Here is an 18,558-nt window from a genome sequence, read left to right as displayed (position 1 = left end):
AAGGGCGGCATCCGCCGTCAGGGCTCCAAGCGCGGGTAACCTAGACCAACATCAAGAAACCTGCAAAAAGGGACTGTCCCTTTTGCAGGTTTCCTTTTGCAGCCATGCGGGGTTAGACGAGTTTGTCGTAGACCTCGGATTTTGGGATGCCAAACTGCTTGGCCAGGCGCTTTGCCAGAGCACTCTTGGGCTCCCCCACCGCCAGCCCCTCGGCAATGGCCTCCTCGATGGTGGCCGGGCCGCTCGCCGCGGCCGCTCGCAGCCCCTCGAGCTCGGCCTCACTAGGCCCCTCGACCACGATCACGCACTCGCCACGCACCTCGCCACGCTCGCGGATGCGCTCGGCAAGCGCGCCGGAGACGTCGCGCACGCACTCCTCGTGAAGCTTCGTGAGCTCGCGCACGAGCGCCACGCGGCGCGCCGGAAAGGCCTCGGCAAGCGAGTCGAGCGTGGCGACCACGCGGCGCGGGCTCTCGTAGAACACGAGCGCGCCGGGAATCGCGGCGAGCTCGGCCAGCCGTCGCGCACGCCCGCCGGCCTTTCTCGGCAGAAAGCCCTCGAAGAAGAAGTGCTCCATGCCCAGACCAGACGCCACGAGGGCGCACGTCACGGCGCTGGGTCCAGGAATCACCTCAATGGGCAAGCCCTCGTCGAGCGCGGCATCGACCAGCCTCTGGCCGGGATCGGAGACGCCCGGCATGCCCGCGTCGCTCACGAACGCAATGCGCGCGCCGGCCGCCACGCGGCCCAGCACGCTCTCGACGCGGCTCGCGATGACGTTCTCGTCGCAGCGCTCGAGCGGCACGCGAATCTCGAAGCGCGCCAACAACTTCGAGGTCACGCGCGTGTCCTCGCACAAGACCACGTCTGCGCCGCGCAAGGTGTCGAGCACACGGGGGCTCGCGTCCGACAGATTGCCGATGGGCGTGCCCACCAGGCTCAGCATGCCGCCACCATCCCTTCGCACGGCACCGGCACCCGTCTCCACCTGCTGCTCGTTGGTCTCCACGCACTCCCCCATCGCTAGTCGAACATCCCCGTCTCAAAGCTCGAGAGCGCCACGCGCGCATCCCAGCTCGAGAGCCTCGCCTCGGTCTTCCACGTCTGGAAGAACCAGCCGGCGCCTCCCGCGAAGGCACCCATCTGCCCGGCTGCGTAGACGCGCTCGAGCGCGATGCGCCCTTCCGGCGTCATGCCGGCGCTCGCGAGCGGCAGCGCGCTCGACCACTCGCCCACCATCACGGGTAGGCCGCTCCTGCGCGCACGGGCCAGGTAGTCGACAGACTCCTTGACCAGGCGCCTCACGCCGGCGGGGCCGGCCGCCCCCATGGCCTGGTCGTAGTGGTAGATGTGGCTGTCGAGCCATACGTTGACGTAGCGCGCGGGGCTCATGAACGCACGCCAGGCGTCGGGCAGGTAGGCGTCGTGCAGCACGAGCACGGGCCGCTCGCCCGCCGCCTCGCGCAGCACGTCGTAGGCATCGCGGTAGAAGTTGCGGATGAGGTGGGGCGGCACGCCCTCGACCAGCGACAGGCCCCGGCGGGCGCGTCCCCGCACCTCGTCGATGGGCTCGATGCCCAAAAAGCTCTCGCGGTCCGCGTAGCGGTCTGCGAGCGAGCCCACCACGTCGAGCATGGCCTGCCTGAAGGTACGCGTGTCGCCAAAGAAGCTCGAGGGCGAGGTGGGGTCCGCACCCGGCGCCACGGCGACGTCGAGCAGCACCGACACGCCCGCGGCCTCGGCCCAGTCCATCGCTGCGTCGACGTACTCGACGCAGCCCGAGGCGGGCCCGGGCATGGGGCCCTCGTCGCCCAGGACGAACCACGGCACCTGCAGGCGCACGGCGTCAAAGCCGCGCTGGGCGATGCGCGCAAAGTCGCCCTCGTCGATGAAGCTCGCGCGATGGCGTGCGAGAAGCGCATCGAAGCGCCCGGGCGCCATGGCGTCCGCGAGCTCCGCCTCGCTGAAGGCCCCGGTGCCCGAGAAGAGCGACGGCGTCACCCATGGCTCGAGCGCGAGCCAACCCGCGAGGTTCACACCATGGAGCACGCGAGCGGACTGCCCGGCGCGCCCCTCATGCTCAGACCTGTGCAGCAGCATGGCCTGGCCTCCCTACCGATACTCGACGCGTGCGATGCGCACGACCCAGTCGCTGCCGTAGGTGAAGCCGTTGGCGTCGACCGTGAGCGTGCCGCGCCCGCAGTCCTGCATGAACGGCACCTCGCCGCCGTCATCGAGCCAGCTGATGCGCGCGACCGGGCGCGTGGCTCCCGTGAACGAACGGAGGTTGGAGCCCTCGCCGCCCAGCGTCACGTTCTCGTTGCCCACGATGGCCAGGTCGTGCACGAACAGGTAGCTCACGCCGGCGTCGTCGAGTGCAAAGTCGCGGATGCCGCCGTTCGCCACGAGCGTGGCGCTGGGGCGCGCGGTGTGCACGGACGGCCCCGCCATCTTCATCCAGCGGCCAATGAGCCGCAGGTACTCGCGCTGCAGCGGCGCGATGGCACCGGTGGCCGTGGGGCCGATGTTCACGAGGGCGTTGGCGCCGGCGCGGCGGGCGTTGGCGATGGTCTCGATGAGCTCGCGCGGGCTCTTGTAGTCGAGGTCGTTCGCGGCGCAGCCCCAGTGCTTGTTCGTGGTGACCGAGACCTCGCCGGCGACGTACTTGCCGTCCGCCGGGCCGTGGTTGACCTCGCCGGAGATGCGGCGTTCGTAGGTCGTGACGTCGATCTCGGGGTCGATGATCTTGCCGCGGTTCTTGAGGCCGGTGTTGTTGATGATGATGGCCTCGGGCTGGTATCTGCGGATGGTCCCATAGAGCTCGGGGAGCTTCCAGTCCGCGTCCTTCTTGTTCCAGTTGCCGTCGAACCAGAATCCGCCCACCTCGCCGTAGTTGGTGCACAGGATCTCGACCGAGCGGCGCAGGTACTCGAGGTAGGCGTCGAAGTCCGTCTCGTAGAGCGGGCTGTGCCAGTCATAGGTGGCCATGTAGAAGAACGGCTTGATGCCACCCTCGTGGCAGGCGTCGACGAACTCGCGGATGAGGTCGCGGCCGGCCGCGCTGTGGGGCGCGTCGAAGTCGGACAGGCCACAGGTGTCGTAGAGGAAGAAGCCCTCGTGGTGCTTGGTCGTGAACGTGATGTAGCCCGCGCCCATCTCCTTGGCCGCGGCCACGAGGCCTGCCGCGTCGAAGTCCTCGGCCGTGAAGGTCTCCATCAGGCGCTCGTACTGCTCCTGGGGGCGCTCGTGGATGAACTCGGTCCACTCGCCACACGAGAGCTGCGAGTAGAGTCCCCAGTGAACGAACAGGCCAAGGCCCATGTCCTCGTAGTTCTTGATGCGCGCAAGCGGCTCGCTCATGTGCGTCTCCCATCGCGGGGCGGCGAGCCCCGACGTCGTGTTTGTCTCGGAAACCCGCCGCCCAAAGCGCCTGCGCACGCACAGGCGCACATGGAGCAAGGGTTAGGAGAGCTCCCTCATCCCATGGTACAGCTGCCAGTACTCGCCGTGGCTCGCGAGCAGCTCCTCGTGCGTGCCGCGCTCCACGATGCGCCCGTGCTCGAGCACCATGATGGCGTTGGCGTTTCTCACCGTGGAGAGGCGATGCGCGATGACGAAGACCGTGCGCCCCGCCATGAGCGCGTCCATGCCGCGCTCGATGAGGGCCTCGGTGCGCGTGTCGACCGAGCTCGTGGCCTCGTCGAGGATGAGCACCGCGGGGTTGGCCACGGCCGCGCGGGCAATGGCCAAAAGCTGGCGCTGGCCCGCCGAGAGGTTGGCGCCGTCGGCCGTCACGAGGGTGTCGTAGCCCTGCGGCAGGCGGCTGATGAAGCCATCGGCGTTGGCGGTGCGAGCCGCGGCGCGCACCTCCTCGTCGGTGGCGTCGAGCTTGCCAAAGCGGATGTTGTCGGCAACGGTGCCGCTAAAGAGGTGCGTGTCCTGCAGCACGATGCCCAGGCTGTGGCGCAGGCTCCTCTTGCCGATGTCGCGCACGTCGATGCCGTCGTAGGTGATCTGGCCCGCGCCCACCTCGTAGAAGCGGTTGATGAGGTTGGTGATCGTGGTCTTGCCCGCGCCGGTGGAGCCCACGAAGGCGATCTTCTGGCCCGGCTTGGCAAACAGCGACAGGTTCGCGAGCACGTCGTGACCCGGCTCGTAGCCAAAGGTCACGTCATGGAAACGCACGTCTCCCGCAAGGGGGCGCACCTCGCCATCGGGCAGCCTCCAGCCCCAGCCCGAGGCACCCGCCGCGGCGCGCTCGGGGCCCCGGGCGTCCTGCCCCAGGTGCACGAGCTCGACCTTGCCCTCGTCCACCTCGGACCTCTCGTCCATGGCGGAGAAGATGCGCTCGGCGCCGGCGAGCGCTCCCAAAAGGAAGTTGCCCAGCTGCGTCACCTGGTTGAAGGGCATGGCCGCCTGGCGAACGAACACGAGGTAGCTCGCGAGGCTGCCCATGTCGGTGAGGCCGGCCGCGGCCAGAAGCGAGCCCATCACGGCCACGATGGCGTAGTTGGTGTAGGTCATCGCCACGGTGATGGGCACCATCGTGGCGGCGTAGGTCTGGGCCGCGGTGCCCTGCTTTCGCAGGCGCTCGTTGCGCTCGCGAAAGCCAGCGAGGCTCTCGCGCTCGTGCGTGTAGGCGGCCACGACCTTCTGGCCCGCGCACATCTCCTGGATGTAGCCGTCGAGCTCGCCCAGGGTGCCCTGCATCTTCGAGAAGAACCGCGAGCTCTTGCGGCCCGCGACGCGCACATAGGCGATGAGGGCCACGTCGCACGCCACGGTCACGACGGAGAGGCGCCAGTCGAGGACGAACAGCAGCACCAGCGTGCCCACGGCCTGAATGGCCGCCTGGATGACGTTGGCGAAGCTGTTGTTGAGGGCCTCGGCCACGGTGTCGACGTCATTGGTGAACAGGCTCATGACGTCGCCCGTACGGGTGCGGTCAAAGAACGACACGGGCAGGGTCTGCAGGTGCGCAAACAGGTCGCGTCGGATGTCGGAAACCACGCGCTGGGCGGCGCGCACCATCGTCTGGGTATAGCCCAGGGCGCTCGCCGCGCCCGCGACGTAGATGACGGCCGCGAGTGCCACGCCCGCCCAGAAGCCGCCCACGTCACCCGCCGTGAGGCAGTTCACCACGGGCTTTATCATGTAGGTGCCGGCCAGCTGGCAGACGGCACACACGCTCGCGAGCACGCCCACCACGAGCAGCATGACGCGCGCGGCGCCCATGTAGTCGAGCAGGCGGCGCACCACGGCGCCCAGGTTGCGCGGCTTGGCAGATCCGCTCTTCGTTGTCATGACGGCCATTAGCGCTCATCCCCTTCCGCAACCTGAGTGCGATAGAGCTCCTGGTAGATGGGGTCGCTCGCGAGAAGCTCGGCGGGCGAGCCCACCGCATGCACCCGCCCGTTGTCGAGGATCACGACCTGGTCGGCGTCGGCCACGCTGGCCACGCGCTGCGCCACGATGACCTTCGTGACGTCCGCGAGCGCCGCAAGCCCCTCGCGGATGCGCGCGTCGGTCGCCATGTCGACGGCGCTCGTCGAGTCGTCGAGCACGAGCACCTTAGGTCTGCGCACGAGGGCGCGGGCGATGCACAGGCGCTGGCGCTGGCCGCCCGAGACGTTGCCGCCTCCCTGACCCAGATCCGCGTCGAGCCCGCCGATGCGGTCGAGGAACTCGTCGACGGCCGCCACGCGGCAAGCTTCGAGCAGCTCGGCGTCACAGGCGTTCGCACGGCCCCACAGCAGGTTCTCGCGCACCGTTCCCGAAAAGAGCACGCTCGTCTGCAGCACCACGCCCACGCTGCGACGCAATGCCCCGAGGTCGTAGTCGCGCACGTCGTGGCCACCCACGAGCACATGTCCATCGCTTGCGTCGTAGAGGCGCGCGAGCAGCTGCACGAGCGAGCTCTTGCCCGAGCCCGTGCCGCCCAGCACGCCCACGGTCGAGCCCGCGGGGACCGTGAGGCACACGTCGTGCAGCACGTCTTCCGCGGCGCTCGCGTTGTAGCGAAAGCTCACGTGGTCGAGCTCGATGGAGCCGTCCGGCACGGTGGCAATGGCGCGCGGGGGGCTCGCGATGGCGGGCTCCTCGCGCAGCACCTCGCCCACGCGCTGGACGCTCGTGAGGGCGCGCGTCATGAGGAGGAACACGTTGGAGATCATCATGAGCGAGTTGGTAATCTGCAGCACGTAGCTCATGAAGCCCGTGAGCTCGCCTACCTTGAGCTCGCCCGCGAGGATCATCGAGCCTCCCAGGGCGAGGATCAAGACGTCGGACGCGTACATCACCGTCTGGAACAGCGGCAGATTGAGCACCGCGAGCGAGAAGGTCTTGGTGGAGGTGGCGGCGAGCTTGTCGTTCACCGCGCCAAAGCGTCCCTCGACCCACTCGTCGCGCACGAAGGCCTTGACGGCGCGGATGGCCGTGACGCTCTCCTGCACGCTGTCGTTGAGGGCGTCCATGACGCGCTGCAGGGCCCCGTAGAGCGGCGCCACCTGGCGCACGATAATCACGAGCGCCGTGGCAAGCAGCGGCAGCATCACGAAGAAGACGCAGGCCAGGCGCAGCGACAGCAGGCTCGCGAGCACAAGCCCCGCCGTGAACATGACGGGCCCGCGCATCATGGGTCTAAAGCCGTTCATGAGCGCGTTCTGGATCACCGTGACGTCGGTGGTCATGCGCGTCACGAGCGACGAGGTGTCAAAGTGGTCGAGGTTCTCAAACGACAGGCGCTGCACCGCCTCGAACTGGGCATCGCGCAGGTTGGCGCCCAGGCCCATGGCCGCGCGGGCCGAGCAGCGCGAGAAGGCCATGCCAAAGCCCATGGCCACGACGCCGCAGGCGAGCATGAGCGCGCCGGTTGCCCAGACGTTGGAGAGGTCGTGCGCCACGATACCCTGGTCGATGAGGCCCGCGGTGAGAAACGGAATCATGAGCTCGAGGGTTCCCTCGAACACCATGCAGATGGCCGCGAGCACGAAGTCGCGCCGGTAGGGGCCCAGGTAGCGCAGAATCAGCTTGAGGTCGCTCATGCGCGCTCGCCTCCCCTCGCGCTGGCCAGGCGCGAGCTGCCGCAGGCGGCGTCGCGGCCGCGGCGGGCCGCCACGAGGTTCGCGCGCACGCGCTCGAGCAGCTCCTCGAGCTGGGCGCGGTCGGCCTCGTCGATGCCGTCGAGCATGATCTGCTCGACCTCGGCGCAGCGCTCGTCCCAGGCGCGCACGGTCTCGTGGCCGGCCTCGGTGAGCGTCACGGCCTTGGCGCGGCGGTCCGTCTCGGCGGGCGCCACCGTCACCATGCCCTTGCGGGCCAGGGTGTCGAGCATGCGGCTCACCGCCGCGGCGTCCACCGCGAAGTAGGCCGCGATGTCGCGCTGGGTCGAGGTGCCGCGCGCCGCGAGGTACGACAGCACCTTGGGCTGCCCGGGGCCCAGGCCCAGGGCGTCTCCGTAGGGGCGCAGCAGCGCGCGTTGGGCGTGGAAGGCTCGCAGCACGGCCGTGTGCATGTCATAGAGCGAGCTGCCCTCACGCTGGGGGCTCTTCTCGTTGTCCATGGTTTCACTTCCTTGACATGTCAACCAATTTTCCGACGCAGTAGGATACGCCGATTGCATGACATGTCAAGCAATACGTAAGACAGAGGACCCTTGAACCAGCTCCGCACCCGCTTTTACGTGCTCAGCGGCCCTCCAGCGCGTAAAAATGGGTGCGGAGCGGAGGTGACTCGAATCGACGCGCCAAACGGCCGTTCAGCGCGCCGATTCGGTGCGAAAGCAGGTGCGTCCCAGCTACGGCAGCACGTAGGTCCAGGGGTCGCCGGAGGGCACGAAGCTCATGGGGACGTTGGCGCCGGTGGCCTCGGGAAGCCAGCGCAGCATGTACTCCATGCCCGGCTCCTCCACATTGAAGTGGCCGATGCAGATCATGGCCTTTCCCAGCCCCAGCTGCGCGGAGTCGCGCACGTACTCCGAGGTGGTGTAGTCGGTCGCCTCCATCGTCACGAGGCAGTCGACGCCCGCGTCCATCTGGGCCGTGACCATGTTGTCGGAACCTCCTATGAGGTGCGTGGGCACCATGACCGTGCGCACGCGGGCGTTGGCGTCGCCCACGATGCGCGTGCCGTTGAGGCCCAGGCGACCCACGAGGAAGCGCGCGAGGTCGAGTGCGCTCGTCTCGGGAATCTCGAAGCTCATGGGGCGGTCGGGGTTGCCGGTGACGTAGCCCCTCCAGCCAAGCTTGTCGGCAAGGCCCATAAAGATGCTGTCAACGAAGCGGCCGTCCTCCGGGGCACCCGAGTGGATATGGTCGTGCAGGCGCCACACCGCGATGCCTGCCTCGTCGAGAAGGGCCCGCTTGGCCTGGAAGGTCTTGTTGTTCTCGAGCCAACAGGTGTGATCGCCGTGGTTCCAGAAGAGTGCCTCGTGGCAGATGATGAGATTGGCCCCGCGCGCCGCGGCCTCACGGATGACGTCTGCCGAGGCAAAGCACGTGGTCACGATGCCCGTGCATTCGACGTCGGTGGCACCCCACAGCACCTTGTCGCGGGTCGTGTCGTCATAGATGGGACCATCCCAGTCGTTGCCGCAGTAAGCCTTGACACGGTCGATGACCTCGCTGATGAGCATGGATACCTCCGAATGTCGCGTTCGCAGAATAGGTATGGGCCGAGCCTCCAACTCAATATAGTATGTGCATGGCCCAACAAGCGACCGCCGGCCAGATGGTCGGCAAACGGAGGCGTCATGCTAGACCTCACCAAGCTCACCACCGAGCAGCGCAACCCCAAGACGATGGAGCTCGATACGTTCTCGTCGCTCGAAATCGCTCGCGTCATGAACGAGGAGAACAACCGCGTCATCGAGGGCATCGACCGTGTCCTGCCCCAGATTGCCACCGCCATCGACTGGGCTGGCGAGGCCCTGAACGCCGGCGGGCGCATCATCTACCTGGGCGCCGGCACCTCGGGCAGGCTCGGCGTGCTCGACGCCGTGGAGTGCCCGCCCACCTTTGGCGTCTCCTATGACACGGTTGTGGGCCTCATCGCCGGTGGCGAGGGCGCCTTCGTGAAGGCTGCCGAGGGTGCCGAGGACAAGGCCGAGGCGGGCGCGGCGGACCTCGATGCCCTGTCCCTCGAGAGCCGCGACATCGTGATTGGCCTTGCCGCGAGTGGCCGCACCCCCTACGTCATCGGTGGTCTTACGCGCGCCCGCGAGGTGGGCTGCAAGACCGTTGCCATCGCCTGTAACGAGGGCTCCAAGATCGGCGCCGTGGCAGACCTCGCCATCGAGCCCGTCTGCGGCCCCGAGGTCCTCACCGGCTCCACGCGCCTCAAGGCCGGCACCGCCCAGAAGCTCGTGCTCAACATGATCTCGACCGGCTCGATGGTGGCGGCCGGCAAGGTCTACCAGAACCTCATGGTCGACGTGAAGCAGTCCAACGAGAAGCTGCGCGTGCGCGCCCAGAACATCGTGATGATGGCCACCGACTGCACGCGCGAGCAGGCCGCCGACGCCCTTGCCGCCTCCGAGAACAACGCCAAGCGCGCCATCACCATGATCTTGCTCGGCTGCAGCGCAGACGAGGCGGCCGCCGCCCTCGAGGCCGCCCATGGCCACGTGCGAGCCGCCGTAGAGGCCCACGAGGCATAAAGCGCAGCGGGCGAGGGGCGCAGCGACAGTCCGTCTCGCCCGCTCGTCCGTTTTACGCATCCGCCCCGTTCGTTCATCCAAATTACGCACCCAGGGCCCTCCCAATACGTAAAACGGATGAACCGGAGCAGACGACACGCAAACCAGACGAACCGGGGCAGACGACACGTAGAACGGATGAACAAGCGCCCAGCGCCACCAACCGAATACGAACTTCTTGCGACCGTCTGCGGAGCCAACTTCCTCAGACGGTCGTTTTTTGGCCGCGAATGGTATGTGCCCCACTCACGCACGTACCGCAGGGCCGCATAACTTAACCATTAATCGATAGTCAACTGTGCGGGTTATATGTATACGTATTCGTGGTCATTTCAGAAGGCAACCAGCGCTAACCTTCCCTTACGTCGCACGTGACGGGCGTGCGAGGCACAACGGGGAGGGCTTGGGCCTCCCCGTTCCTAGACTCAGGAGGGCATGCGATGGACAAGCGCATCTGGCGGTTTGGTCTGGACGAGACGGGCGCGGACGTCACCGAGGGAACGGCACACGACAACTTCACCCTGGGCGGCAAGGGCGCGAACCTCGCCGAGATGGCCCGCATCGGACTTCCGGTCCCCGCCGGCTTCACCATCTCCTGCCAGACATGCATGGACTACGCCCGCGGTGGCAACGTCTGGCCCGAGGGCGTGCTCGACGGCATCGCCGAGGCCCGCGCCGACCTCGAGCGCCGCTGCGGCAAGCGCCTGGGAGACGCCGAGGACCCGCTGCTCGTGTCGGTGCGCTCCGGCGCCCCCTTCTCCATGCCCGGCATGATGGACACGGTGCTCGACCTGGGCCTCAATGACGCGAGCGTGCTAGGCCTGGCCAAGCAGACGAGCAACGACCGATTCGCCTGGGACAGCTACCGCCGCTTCATCCAGATGTTCTCCAACGTGGTCATGGGCATCGACTCCGACCTGTTCGAGGACGCCATCAAGGACGCCAAGGCCGCCGCGGGCGTCGCCGCCGACACCGAGCTCGACGCCGAGCAGCTCCAGCAGCTCGCCGCCACCTTCAAGCAGATCTTCTCCGAGAACGTCAGCGCCGAGGAGCACCCCGAGCTCGTGGGCGAGAACGGCGCCTGCCAGTTCCCGCAGGACCCGGCCGTGCAACTCACGCTCGCCGTGGCCGCCGTCTTTGGCTCCTGGGACTGCGAGCGCGCCCGCCTCTACCGCAGGCAGAACAACATCGCCGACGACCTGGGCACCGCGGTGAACGTCCAGGCCATGGCCTTTGGCAACAAGGGCAACACGAGCGCCTCCGGCGTTGCCTTCACGCGCAACCCCGCCACCGGCGAGCGCGAGTTCTACGGCGACTACCTGGTGAACGCCCAGGGCGAGGACGTCGTGGCCGGCATCCGCAACACCGAGCCCATCGAAACCCTGCGCCACACGCCCGGCCTCGAGGAGGCAGGCGAGCAGCTCGAGCGCATCTTTGGCATCCTCGAGAACCACTACCGCGACATGATGGACATCGAGTTCACGATCGAGCAGGGCAAGCTCTACATGCTGCAGACCCGCGTGGGCAAGCGCACCGCCGCCGCGGCCCTCAAGATCGCCGTCGACCTCGAGCGCGAGGGCCTCATCACCCGCGAGGAGGCGCTGCTGCGCATCAACCCCGCCCAGCTCGACCAGCTCATGCACCCGCAGATCGCCAAGGGTGTCGAGCGCAACGTCATCGCCCGCGGCCTCAACGCGAGCCCCGGCGCCGCCGTGGGCGCCGTGGTCTTCTCCGCAGCAGACGCCGTGGCCGCCGCCGAGGCCGGACAGGCCTGCGTCCTGGTGCGCTGGGAGACCACGCCCGACGACCTCGCCGGCATGACCGCCGCCGAGGGCATCCTCACGAGCCACGGCGGCAAGACCAGCCACGCGGCCGTCATCGCCCGCGGCATGGGCAAGCCCTGCGTCTGCGGCGTCGACGCGCTGCACATCGACGCGGCCGCCAAGCAGGTGAGCGTCGCCGGCACCGACCTGGTGCTGCACGAGGGCGACGTCGTCTCCATCGACGGCGGCACCGGCGAGGTCATGCTGGGCGCTGCGGCCCTCGAGCGCCCCGGCACCACCGGCGACCTCGCCACGGTCCTTGGCTGGGCCGACGACGTGCGCCGCCTGGGCGTGCGCGCCAACGCCGACAACCCGGCAGACGCCCGCCTGTCGCTCGAGCTGGGCGCCGAGGGCATTGGCCTCACCCGCACCGAGCACATGTTCCTGGGCGAGCGCAAGGACATCATCCAGCGCTTCATCCTTGCCAACAACGACGAGGAGCGGGCCGCCGCGGCCGACGAGCTGTCGCGCGCTCAGGAGGGCGACTTCTATGAGATCCTCGACGCCATGGACGGCCTGCCCGTGACGATCCGCCTGCTCGACCCGCCGCTGCACGAGTTCCTCGACAACCCCCGCGACCTGGCCGTTCATCTCGCCCACATGGAGAGCGAGGGTGCCCCCGCCGAAGAGATCGCCCGCCTGCGCGCCCTGCTCGACCGCATCGACGCCCTCTCCGAGGCCAACCCCATGCTGGGCCTGCGCGGCTGCCGCCTGGGCTTTGCCTTCCCCGAGCTGCCGGTGCTGCAGACCCACGCCATCGCCCGCGCCACGGTGCGCCTCAAGCGCGAGGGCAAGAACCCGCGCCCGCACATTATGGTGCCCCTCGTGTGCCTCAACGCCGAGATCCGCGAGATGCGCGGCATCGTCGAGCGCGCCATCATCGACATCGAGGTCGAGACGGGCGTGCGCTTGGGCGAGATTCCCGTGGGCACGATGATCGAGCTGCCGCGCGCCGCCGTCATGGCCGACCGCATCGCCCGCCACGCCGACTTCTTCAGCTTTGGCACGAACGACCTCACGCAGACCGCGCTGGGCTTCTCGCGCGACGACGTCGAGGGCAAGGTGCTGCCGAGCTACCTCAAGGCCAACATCCTGGCGCGCAACCCCTTCGAGACGGTCGACGAGGGCGTCGCCAAGCTCGTGGGCATGGGCTGCGAGCTGGGTCGCGCGGCGCGTCCCGGCATCTCGCTGGGCGTCTGCGGCGAGCACGGCGGCGACCCCGACTCCATCCGCACCTTCTATGACCTGGGCCTCGACTACGTAAGCTGCTCGCCCTACCGCGTGCCGGTGGCCCGCCTGGCCGCCGCTCAGGCAACGCTCAGCAGCAAGGCGCGCCCCTACGTGCCGCTGAACCCGCGCCGTGCCGAGCGCCCCGCCCGCCAGCCCTTCGCCGAGCAGGTCTAGACGGGGACAAGGGGACGTGCCTTTTGTCCCCGCCCATCAACCAACAAGGGGGCCGCAGCTACTCGCAAGCTGCGGCCCCCTTCGTACGACAGGGGTATGACAGGGGGACATGCCTTTTGTCATATGACAAAGAACCCGTCCCTCTGTCATATGTCACGCTGTGGGTTCTACGCGTTGAAGACGTACTTGTCCATGCGCGCGAAGGCCTCCTGGACGCGGTCGAGGGGCAGCGCCAGGTTCATGCGCAGGTGGTAGGGGCCGTGGAACATGCGGCCGTCCTGCACGTCAACGCCCACGCGCCACAGCTCGCGCTCGACCCACTCGATGTCGCGGCCGTGCTTCTCGCACCACTCGGTGCAGTCGACGAACAGCATGTAGGTGCCCTGCGGCTTGCTCACGCTCAGCCCCTCAAAGTGCTCGTCGATGTAGCTGCACGCCCAGTCGACGTTTGCGCCCAGCACCTGGGTAAGCTCGTCGACCCACTCGTGGCCCTCGGGCTTGTAGGCGCCAATGAGCGCGTGCATCGACAGCACGTTCATGTGGTTGTAGCGGCTCTTTCTCGCGCGCGAGCACACGCGGTCGCGCAGGTACTTGTCGTAGATGATGTGGTAGGAGCCCACGAGACCCGCCAGGTTGAACGTCTTGGACGGGGCGTAGAGGGCCACGGTGCGCCTGCGCGCGTCCTCGGAGACGCTCTGCGTGGGGATGTGCTTGTGGCCCGGCAGGATGATGTCGCTCCAGATCTCGTCGGAGACCACCACGCAGTCGTACTTCTTGTAGAGCTCCATGGCGCGCTCGATCTCCCAACGCTCCCACACGCGGCCGCAGGGGTTGTGGGGCGAGCAGAACACGGCGGCGTGGATGTTGCCCTCGGCGAGCTTGGCCTCCATGTCCTCGAAGTCCATGCGCCACACGCCGTCCTCGTCGAGCTTGAGCGGCGAGTGCACGATCTTGAAGCCGTTGTCCTCGATGCACTTGGTGAAGCCGATGTAGGTGGGACTGTGGAGCAGGACCTTGTCGCCCGGCTCCATGAAGCTGTTGAGGGTCGAGACCACGCCGCCCAGCACGCCGTTCTCGTAGCCGATGCACTCGGGCGTGAGGCCCTCGACGTCGTTGCGGGTCTTCTGCCAGTCGATAATCGAGCCAAAGTAGTCGTCGGTGGGGTCAAAGTAGCCAAAGGCTGGGTGCTGGGCGCGCTTGATGATCGCCGCGGTAATCGTGGGCGCCGTGGGGAAATTCATGTCGGCCACCCACATGGGGATGGCGTCAAAGCCCTCGGCGGGCGCGTCGGGCGCGGGGCCCACGCCCAGGCCGTCGACGGCGACCGCGTCCATGCCATGGCGCTCGAGGTGAGAGGTGAAGTCATACTTCATGCGTTGGTCCTTTCGTTCGTGGCAAACGTCATAACGTTAGCATGCACTCCGCAAAACGCATACCACGATGCCCGCAAACGGCCGAGCGTGACAGAGGGACGTGTCTTCTGGCACGTTTTTGCGCGATAAAAGACCCGCCCCCATCACGCGCTTTCATATGACAGAAAGCACGTCCTCACTGTCATGCCCCCATTGTCATGCCCCCACCGAGAAGCACGCAACATAAAGAGCGCCCGCACGGCAACGGGGCCGTGCGGGCGCCTGGGTCAGGCTATGAGCGGAGCAGGGGCCACGAACGAGCCACCCTACTCCTCGCCGAAGAGGGCCTTCTCGGGCGTGATCGGCAGGGTGCGCACGTAGTTGCCGGTAGCATGGGCCACGGCGCTGGCGATGGCACCCAGCGGCGTGTTGATGACGACCTCGCCAATCGACTTGGCGCCAAACGGGCCCGTGGGCTCGTAGCTCGGGCAGAAGTCGATGCGGATGTCGGGCACGTCGAGGCGGCTCGGGATCTTGTACTGCATCAGGTTGCGGGTGCGGAGGAACCCGTCAGGCGCCACCTGAACGTCCTCGGTGAGCGCCATGCCAATGCCCTGCACGATGCCGCCCTCGGCCTGCACGCGCGCGAGGTTGGCGTTGGCGACCGTGCCGCAGTCGACCGCGGCCACGTAGTCGACCACCGTGACCTCGCCCGTCGCCTTGTCAACGTCGACCTCGGCGATGCCGCACATGAACGGCGGGGGCGAGACGGGCTGCGAGTTCGAGGCATGCGCCGAGAGGTAGCCCGGCTGCAGGCCAATGCCAATGCAGCGGTTCGCAAGCTCGCCGAGCGTCATCTCGCGCACCTTGCCCGACGCGATCTGGCCCACGGTCACCACGTCGTCGTCGGCGCCGTCGTCGACGAACACGCGGCCGTCGGCCACGATGACCTGCTCGGGAGCAACGTCCATGAACTTTGCGGCCTGCTCGCAGATCTTCTCGCGCAGCTTGGTCGCGGCGGACACGGCTGCCATGCCGGTAACGTAGGTGCCCGACGAGGCATAGGCGCCGCAGTCATAGGGCGAGGTGTCGGTGTCGACGCCGTTCACCACGATCTGGGTGGGGCTGCAGCCCAGCACCTCGGCCGCGAATTGCGCCATGATCGTGTCGCAGCCGGTGCCCACGTCGGTGGCGCCCAGGTTCAGCACGAAGAAGCCGTCGTCCTCGAGGCGGATGTCGATGCTGCCGATGTCGACGTTGGAGATGCCCGATCCCTGCATCGTGAGGGCCACGCCCAGGGCGCGCACGCGGTCGCCCAGGTCGCGGGCGAGGGGCTTGTCGTCCCAGCCGATCATCTCCTTGGCGCGGACGATGCAGTCGTCGAGGCGGCAGCTGCGCAGTACCTCGTTGTAGTACTGCGGGCACGTCTCGCCCTCGTGCACGATGTTGGCAAGGCGCAGCTCGCAGGGGTCGATGCCCAGCTTGTCGGCCAGCTCGTTCACCGCGCTCTCCACGGCAAACTGGCCCTGCGTGGCACCGTAGCCGCGGAAGGCGCCACCGGGCGTCGTGTTGGTGTAGACCACGTCGTAGGAGAAGCGGCTCGCGCGGGCGTGGTTGTAGATGGGCAGCGACTTGTGGCCGGCGAGGCCCACCGTGGTGGGCGCGTGGTAGCCGTAGGCGCCGGCGTCGGAGAGGACGTCGAGGTCGATGGCCATGATCGTGCCGTCGGACTTGGCGCCCAGCCTCACGTGCATGCGCATCTTGTGGCGCGTGTTGGCGCAGGCCATCGTTTCCTCGCGCGTGTAGATGCACTTGCAGGGGTGGCCCAGCTTGAAGGCGGCGAAGGCCGCGTAGATCTCGTTGCAGCCGGTCTGCTTGGCGCCAAAGCCGCCACCCACGCGCGGCTTGGTGACGCGCACGCGGCTCTGCGGAATCTGCAGGGCGGTGGCCACCTGGCGGCGGATGTGGAACGGCACCTGCGTCGAGGAGACCACGCACACGCGGTCCTGGGCGTCGGTGTAGGCGTAGCAGGAGAACGGCTCCATCATCGACTGCTGGGCCGCCTGGGTCTCGTAGTCGTGCTCGATGATGACGTCGGAGGCGGCGAAGGCCGAATCAAGGTCGCCCACCTCGGACACCTCGTGGCAGATGAGGTTGCGCGAGAAGTCCTCGCCCATGGGGATGTAGGCGCGGATGTCGTCCTCGTCGTGCACCACCACGGGGTTGTCGAGCGCTTGGGTAAAGTCGGTCACCGCGGGCAGGACCTCGTAGTCGACCTTGATGAGGCGCTTGGCCGCGGCGATGGCGCGCTCGTCGGTGCCCACCACGATGGCCACCTCGTCGCCGATGTAGCGCACGGTGCGGTCGAGGATGAGGGTGTCGTAGGGGCTCATCTCGCGGAAGGACTGGCCCGCGAGGGTGAAGCGCTCGTGGGGCACGTCCTCGTAGGTGTAGATGGCCACGATGCCGTCGATGCGCTCGGCCTTGTGCGTGTCGATCGAGCGGATGCGGGCGTGGGCGTGGGGCGAGCGCAGCAGGCTCACGATGTAGGAGTCGCGTGGGGCAAGGTCGTTGGTGTAGACGGCGCGGCCCTGGAGCAGGCCTCGGGCGTCCTTCTTGACCACGGCGTGCGAGACGCACGCGAGCTCGCCAGCGCGCTCGTCGGGGGCGATGAAGTTCGAGATGGTGCTCATGCGCGCACCTCCTCGGCGCTCTCGTCTGCGGCGATGCGGGCGGCGAGCCTGTCGCCGGGGGCGGGCACGGAGGCCACCGAGGCGTGGGCGACGCCACCCTCGGCCACGGTCGCGCGGCCCAGGAAGCGGCGCACGGCGCGCATCTGGCTCGAGTAGCCCGTGCAGCGGCAGAGATTGCCCGACAGCACGCGACGAATCTCCTCGTCGGAGGCGTCGGGGTTGTCGCGCTTGAGGGCAAGCACGTTCATGATGAGGCCCGGCGAGCAGAAGCCGCACTGCTCGGCGCCCTCCTCGGCCATGCAGGTGGCAAACTCGGCCGACTCGGCGATTAGGCCCTCGAGCGTGGTGACGCGGCGGCCGCCCACGCGGCACATGAGCACGGCGCACGACAGCACCGGGACGTCGTCGAGCCAGACGGTGCACAGGCCGCAGTTGGTGGTCTCGCAGCCGCACTTGACGCTCTTGAGGCCACGCATGCGCAGGAAGTCGAGCAGACGCATGTCGGGGCGGACGTCCTCGGAGACGTACTCATCGTTGATGAAGAAGCTTACGAGCATGCGGGGTCGCCTCCCTCCGAGGCCTGGTCAGGGGTTTCGAGCGTGTGCGCGCAGACGGTACGGGGCGCGGGCGCCACAGGGTCCGGAGAGGGCGGCTCGAGGCCCGCGGTCTGGCAGATGGCGCGGCGCCCCAGCTCGCGGGCGAGATGGCGGCGGTAGCGCTCCGAGCCGCGCATGTTGCCCGAGAAGGGCAGCTGGGCCAGGCGCTCGCAGGCGGCGGCGAGCTCCTCGGCGGTGAAGGTGGCGGGAAGGCCCAGCGCGGCGCCCTCGACGAGGCGGGCGCGGGTGGGTCGGGCGCCCACGGCCACGTGCCAGCCGTCCCACTCGGCGGCACAGACGTTGAGCACCGGGAAGTCGGTGGCGCTGCGGCGCACGACCTGGAAGCTCGCGCGGTAGTCGTGCTTGTGCACGATCACGTGGGCGAGGACGTCGCGCTCGTAGCCCATCTGGGCAAAGGTGGCGAGGCTCACGGTGCCGGCCCCCACGAGCTCGACCTCGGTGTCAAGGGCGAGCAGCGCGGTGAGGACGTCGGAGAAGCCAAAGCGGCCAAAGACGGAGCCGCCCACGGTGGCGAGGTTGCGCATCTGGGTGCCCACGATGTCGCGCACGGCGCGCTCGAAGACGTGGCAGGTGGCGTCGTTGAAGGCCTGATGGCACTCAAGCTGGCGCAGGGTCACCATGGACCCGATGACGAAGGCGTCCTCGGTCTCCTCGATCTTGTCGAGGCCGCAGGAGGACAGGTCGATGACCGTCGAGATGCGGCGGTCCTGGAGGCGAAGCCAGACGCCGCCTCCCATGATGCGGTTCATGCGACCCTTGCGGACAAGCTCGTACGCCTCCTCGACCGTGTCGGGGCGTGCGTAGTTCTTGAACTGGAGCACATTTCTCCTTCGGATATCGGCCGCGCCGCGCACCCGCGTGCGGTCATCTGTAGGGCCCACATGACAAGGCCTCGCGCCACCACCCGGGCATGGGCAGCAAGTGCAAGGCCAATGGCGCGCGGCGCCCCCTCTTGAATCCTTACCATCCAATCCT

General features: G+C 68.0%; 13 protein-coding genes. 2 read left to right on the top strand and 11 right to left on the bottom strand.

What is annotated here, in order from left to right:
• Positions 1-112: 112 nt before the first annotated feature.
• The 7 genes from rsmI to Q3866_RS05605 form a co-directional block, all read right to left on the bottom strand.
• Positions 113-946, bottom strand: a complete 834-nt coding sequence (gene rsmI / locus Q3866_RS05635) for a 16S rRNA (cytidine(1402)-2'-O)-methyltransferase (RefSeq protein ID WP_301830285.1) — start codon at positions 944-946, stop codon at positions 113-115.
• Between the two features lie 77 nt (positions 947-1,023).
• Positions 1,024-2,100 carry a glycoside hydrolase family 5 protein gene (locus Q3866_RS05630; RefSeq protein WP_301830279.1) on the bottom strand — a complete coding sequence of 359 codons (1,077 nt, stop codon included), beginning with the start codon at positions 2,098-2,100 and terminating at the stop codon, positions 1,024-1,026.
• Positions 2,101-2,112: 12 nt separating this feature from the next.
• Positions 2,113-3,438, bottom strand: coding sequence for an alpha-L-fucosidase (locus Q3866_RS05625; protein ID WP_301830284.1), 1,326 nt, complete (start codon positions 3,436-3,438; stop codon positions 2,113-2,115).
• 24 nt (positions 3,439-3,462) lie between these two features.
• Complete coding sequence (locus Q3866_RS05620; RefSeq protein ID WP_301830282.1) at positions 3,463-5,304, bottom strand: ABC transporter ATP-binding protein; 1,842 nt, start codon at positions 5,302-5,304, stop codon at positions 3,463-3,465.
• An 8-nt stretch (positions 5,305-5,312) separates the two neighbouring features.
• Complete coding sequence (locus Q3866_RS05615) at positions 5,313-7,043, bottom strand: ABC transporter ATP-binding protein (RefSeq protein ID WP_301830278.1); 1,731 nt, start codon at positions 7,041-7,043, stop codon at positions 5,313-5,315.
• Positions 7,040-7,561, bottom strand: coding sequence for a MarR family winged helix-turn-helix transcriptional regulator (locus tag Q3866_RS05610; protein WP_301830276.1), 522 nt, complete (start codon positions 7,559-7,561; stop codon positions 7,040-7,042). Before Q3866_RS05610 ends, Q3866_RS05615 begins: the two co-directional genes overlap by 4 nt.
• A 234-nt stretch (positions 7,562-7,795) precedes the next feature.
• Positions 7,796-8,632, bottom strand: a complete 837-nt coding sequence (locus tag Q3866_RS05605; RefSeq protein WP_293673793.1) for a Nif3-like dinuclear metal center hexameric protein — start codon at positions 8,630-8,632, stop codon at positions 7,796-7,798.
• 117 nt (positions 8,633-8,749) lie between these two features.
• Between Q3866_RS05605 and murQ the strand changes: the two genes are divergently transcribed.
• Positions 8,750-9,655: an N-acetylmuramic acid 6-phosphate etherase gene (gene murQ, locus Q3866_RS05600; RefSeq protein ID WP_301830272.1), complete on the top strand. Its 906-nt coding sequence runs from the start codon at positions 8,750-8,752 to the stop codon at positions 9,653-9,655.
• Between the two features lie 479 nt (positions 9,656-10,134).
• A complete protein-coding gene (gene ppdK, locus Q3866_RS05595; RefSeq protein ID WP_301830270.1) occupies positions 10,135-12,921 on the top strand; it encodes a pyruvate, phosphate dikinase in 2,787 nt (928 codons plus the stop codon).
• A 167-nt stretch (positions 12,922-13,088) separates the two neighbouring features.
• On the opposite strand, the gene Q3866_RS05590 is transcribed toward ppdK, so the two are convergent.
• The 4 genes from Q3866_RS05590 to Q3866_RS05575 all read right to left on the bottom strand — a co-directional run bounded on the left by Q3866_RS05590 (position 13,089) and on the right by Q3866_RS05575 (position 18,404).
• Positions 13,089-14,294: a MalY/PatB family protein gene (locus Q3866_RS05590; protein WP_301830269.1), complete on the bottom strand. Its 1,206-nt coding sequence runs from the start codon at positions 14,292-14,294 to the stop codon at positions 13,089-13,091.
• Between the two features lie 305 nt (positions 14,295-14,599).
• The gene (locus Q3866_RS05585) at positions 14,600-16,966 is read right to left on the bottom strand and encodes a xanthine dehydrogenase family protein molybdopterin-binding subunit (protein WP_301830263.1); all 2,367 of its coding nucleotides are present in this window, start codon (positions 16,964-16,966) and stop codon (positions 14,600-14,602) included.
• A complete protein-coding gene (locus Q3866_RS05580) occupies positions 16,963-17,523 on the bottom strand; it encodes a (2Fe-2S)-binding protein (protein ID WP_301830262.1) in 561 nt (186 codons plus the stop codon). Before Q3866_RS05580 ends, Q3866_RS05585 begins: the two co-directional genes overlap by 4 nt.
• Positions 17,514-18,404: a xanthine dehydrogenase family protein subunit M gene (locus Q3866_RS05575; RefSeq protein WP_301830257.1), complete on the bottom strand. Its 891-nt coding sequence runs from the start codon at positions 18,402-18,404 to the stop codon at positions 17,514-17,516. The genes Q3866_RS05580 and Q3866_RS05575 overlap by 10 nt, the downstream gene beginning before the upstream one ends.
• Between the last annotated feature and the right edge of the window lie 154 nt (positions 18,405-18,558).

The organism is uncultured Parolsenella sp., from assembly GCF_958346945.1.
Classification (GTDB): Bacteria; Actinomycetota; Coriobacteriia; order Coriobacteriales; family Atopobiaceae; genus Parolsenella.
The sequence above is the reverse complement of the archived record's forward strand: the minus strand, read 5'-3'. Positions and strand labels throughout refer to the sequence as shown.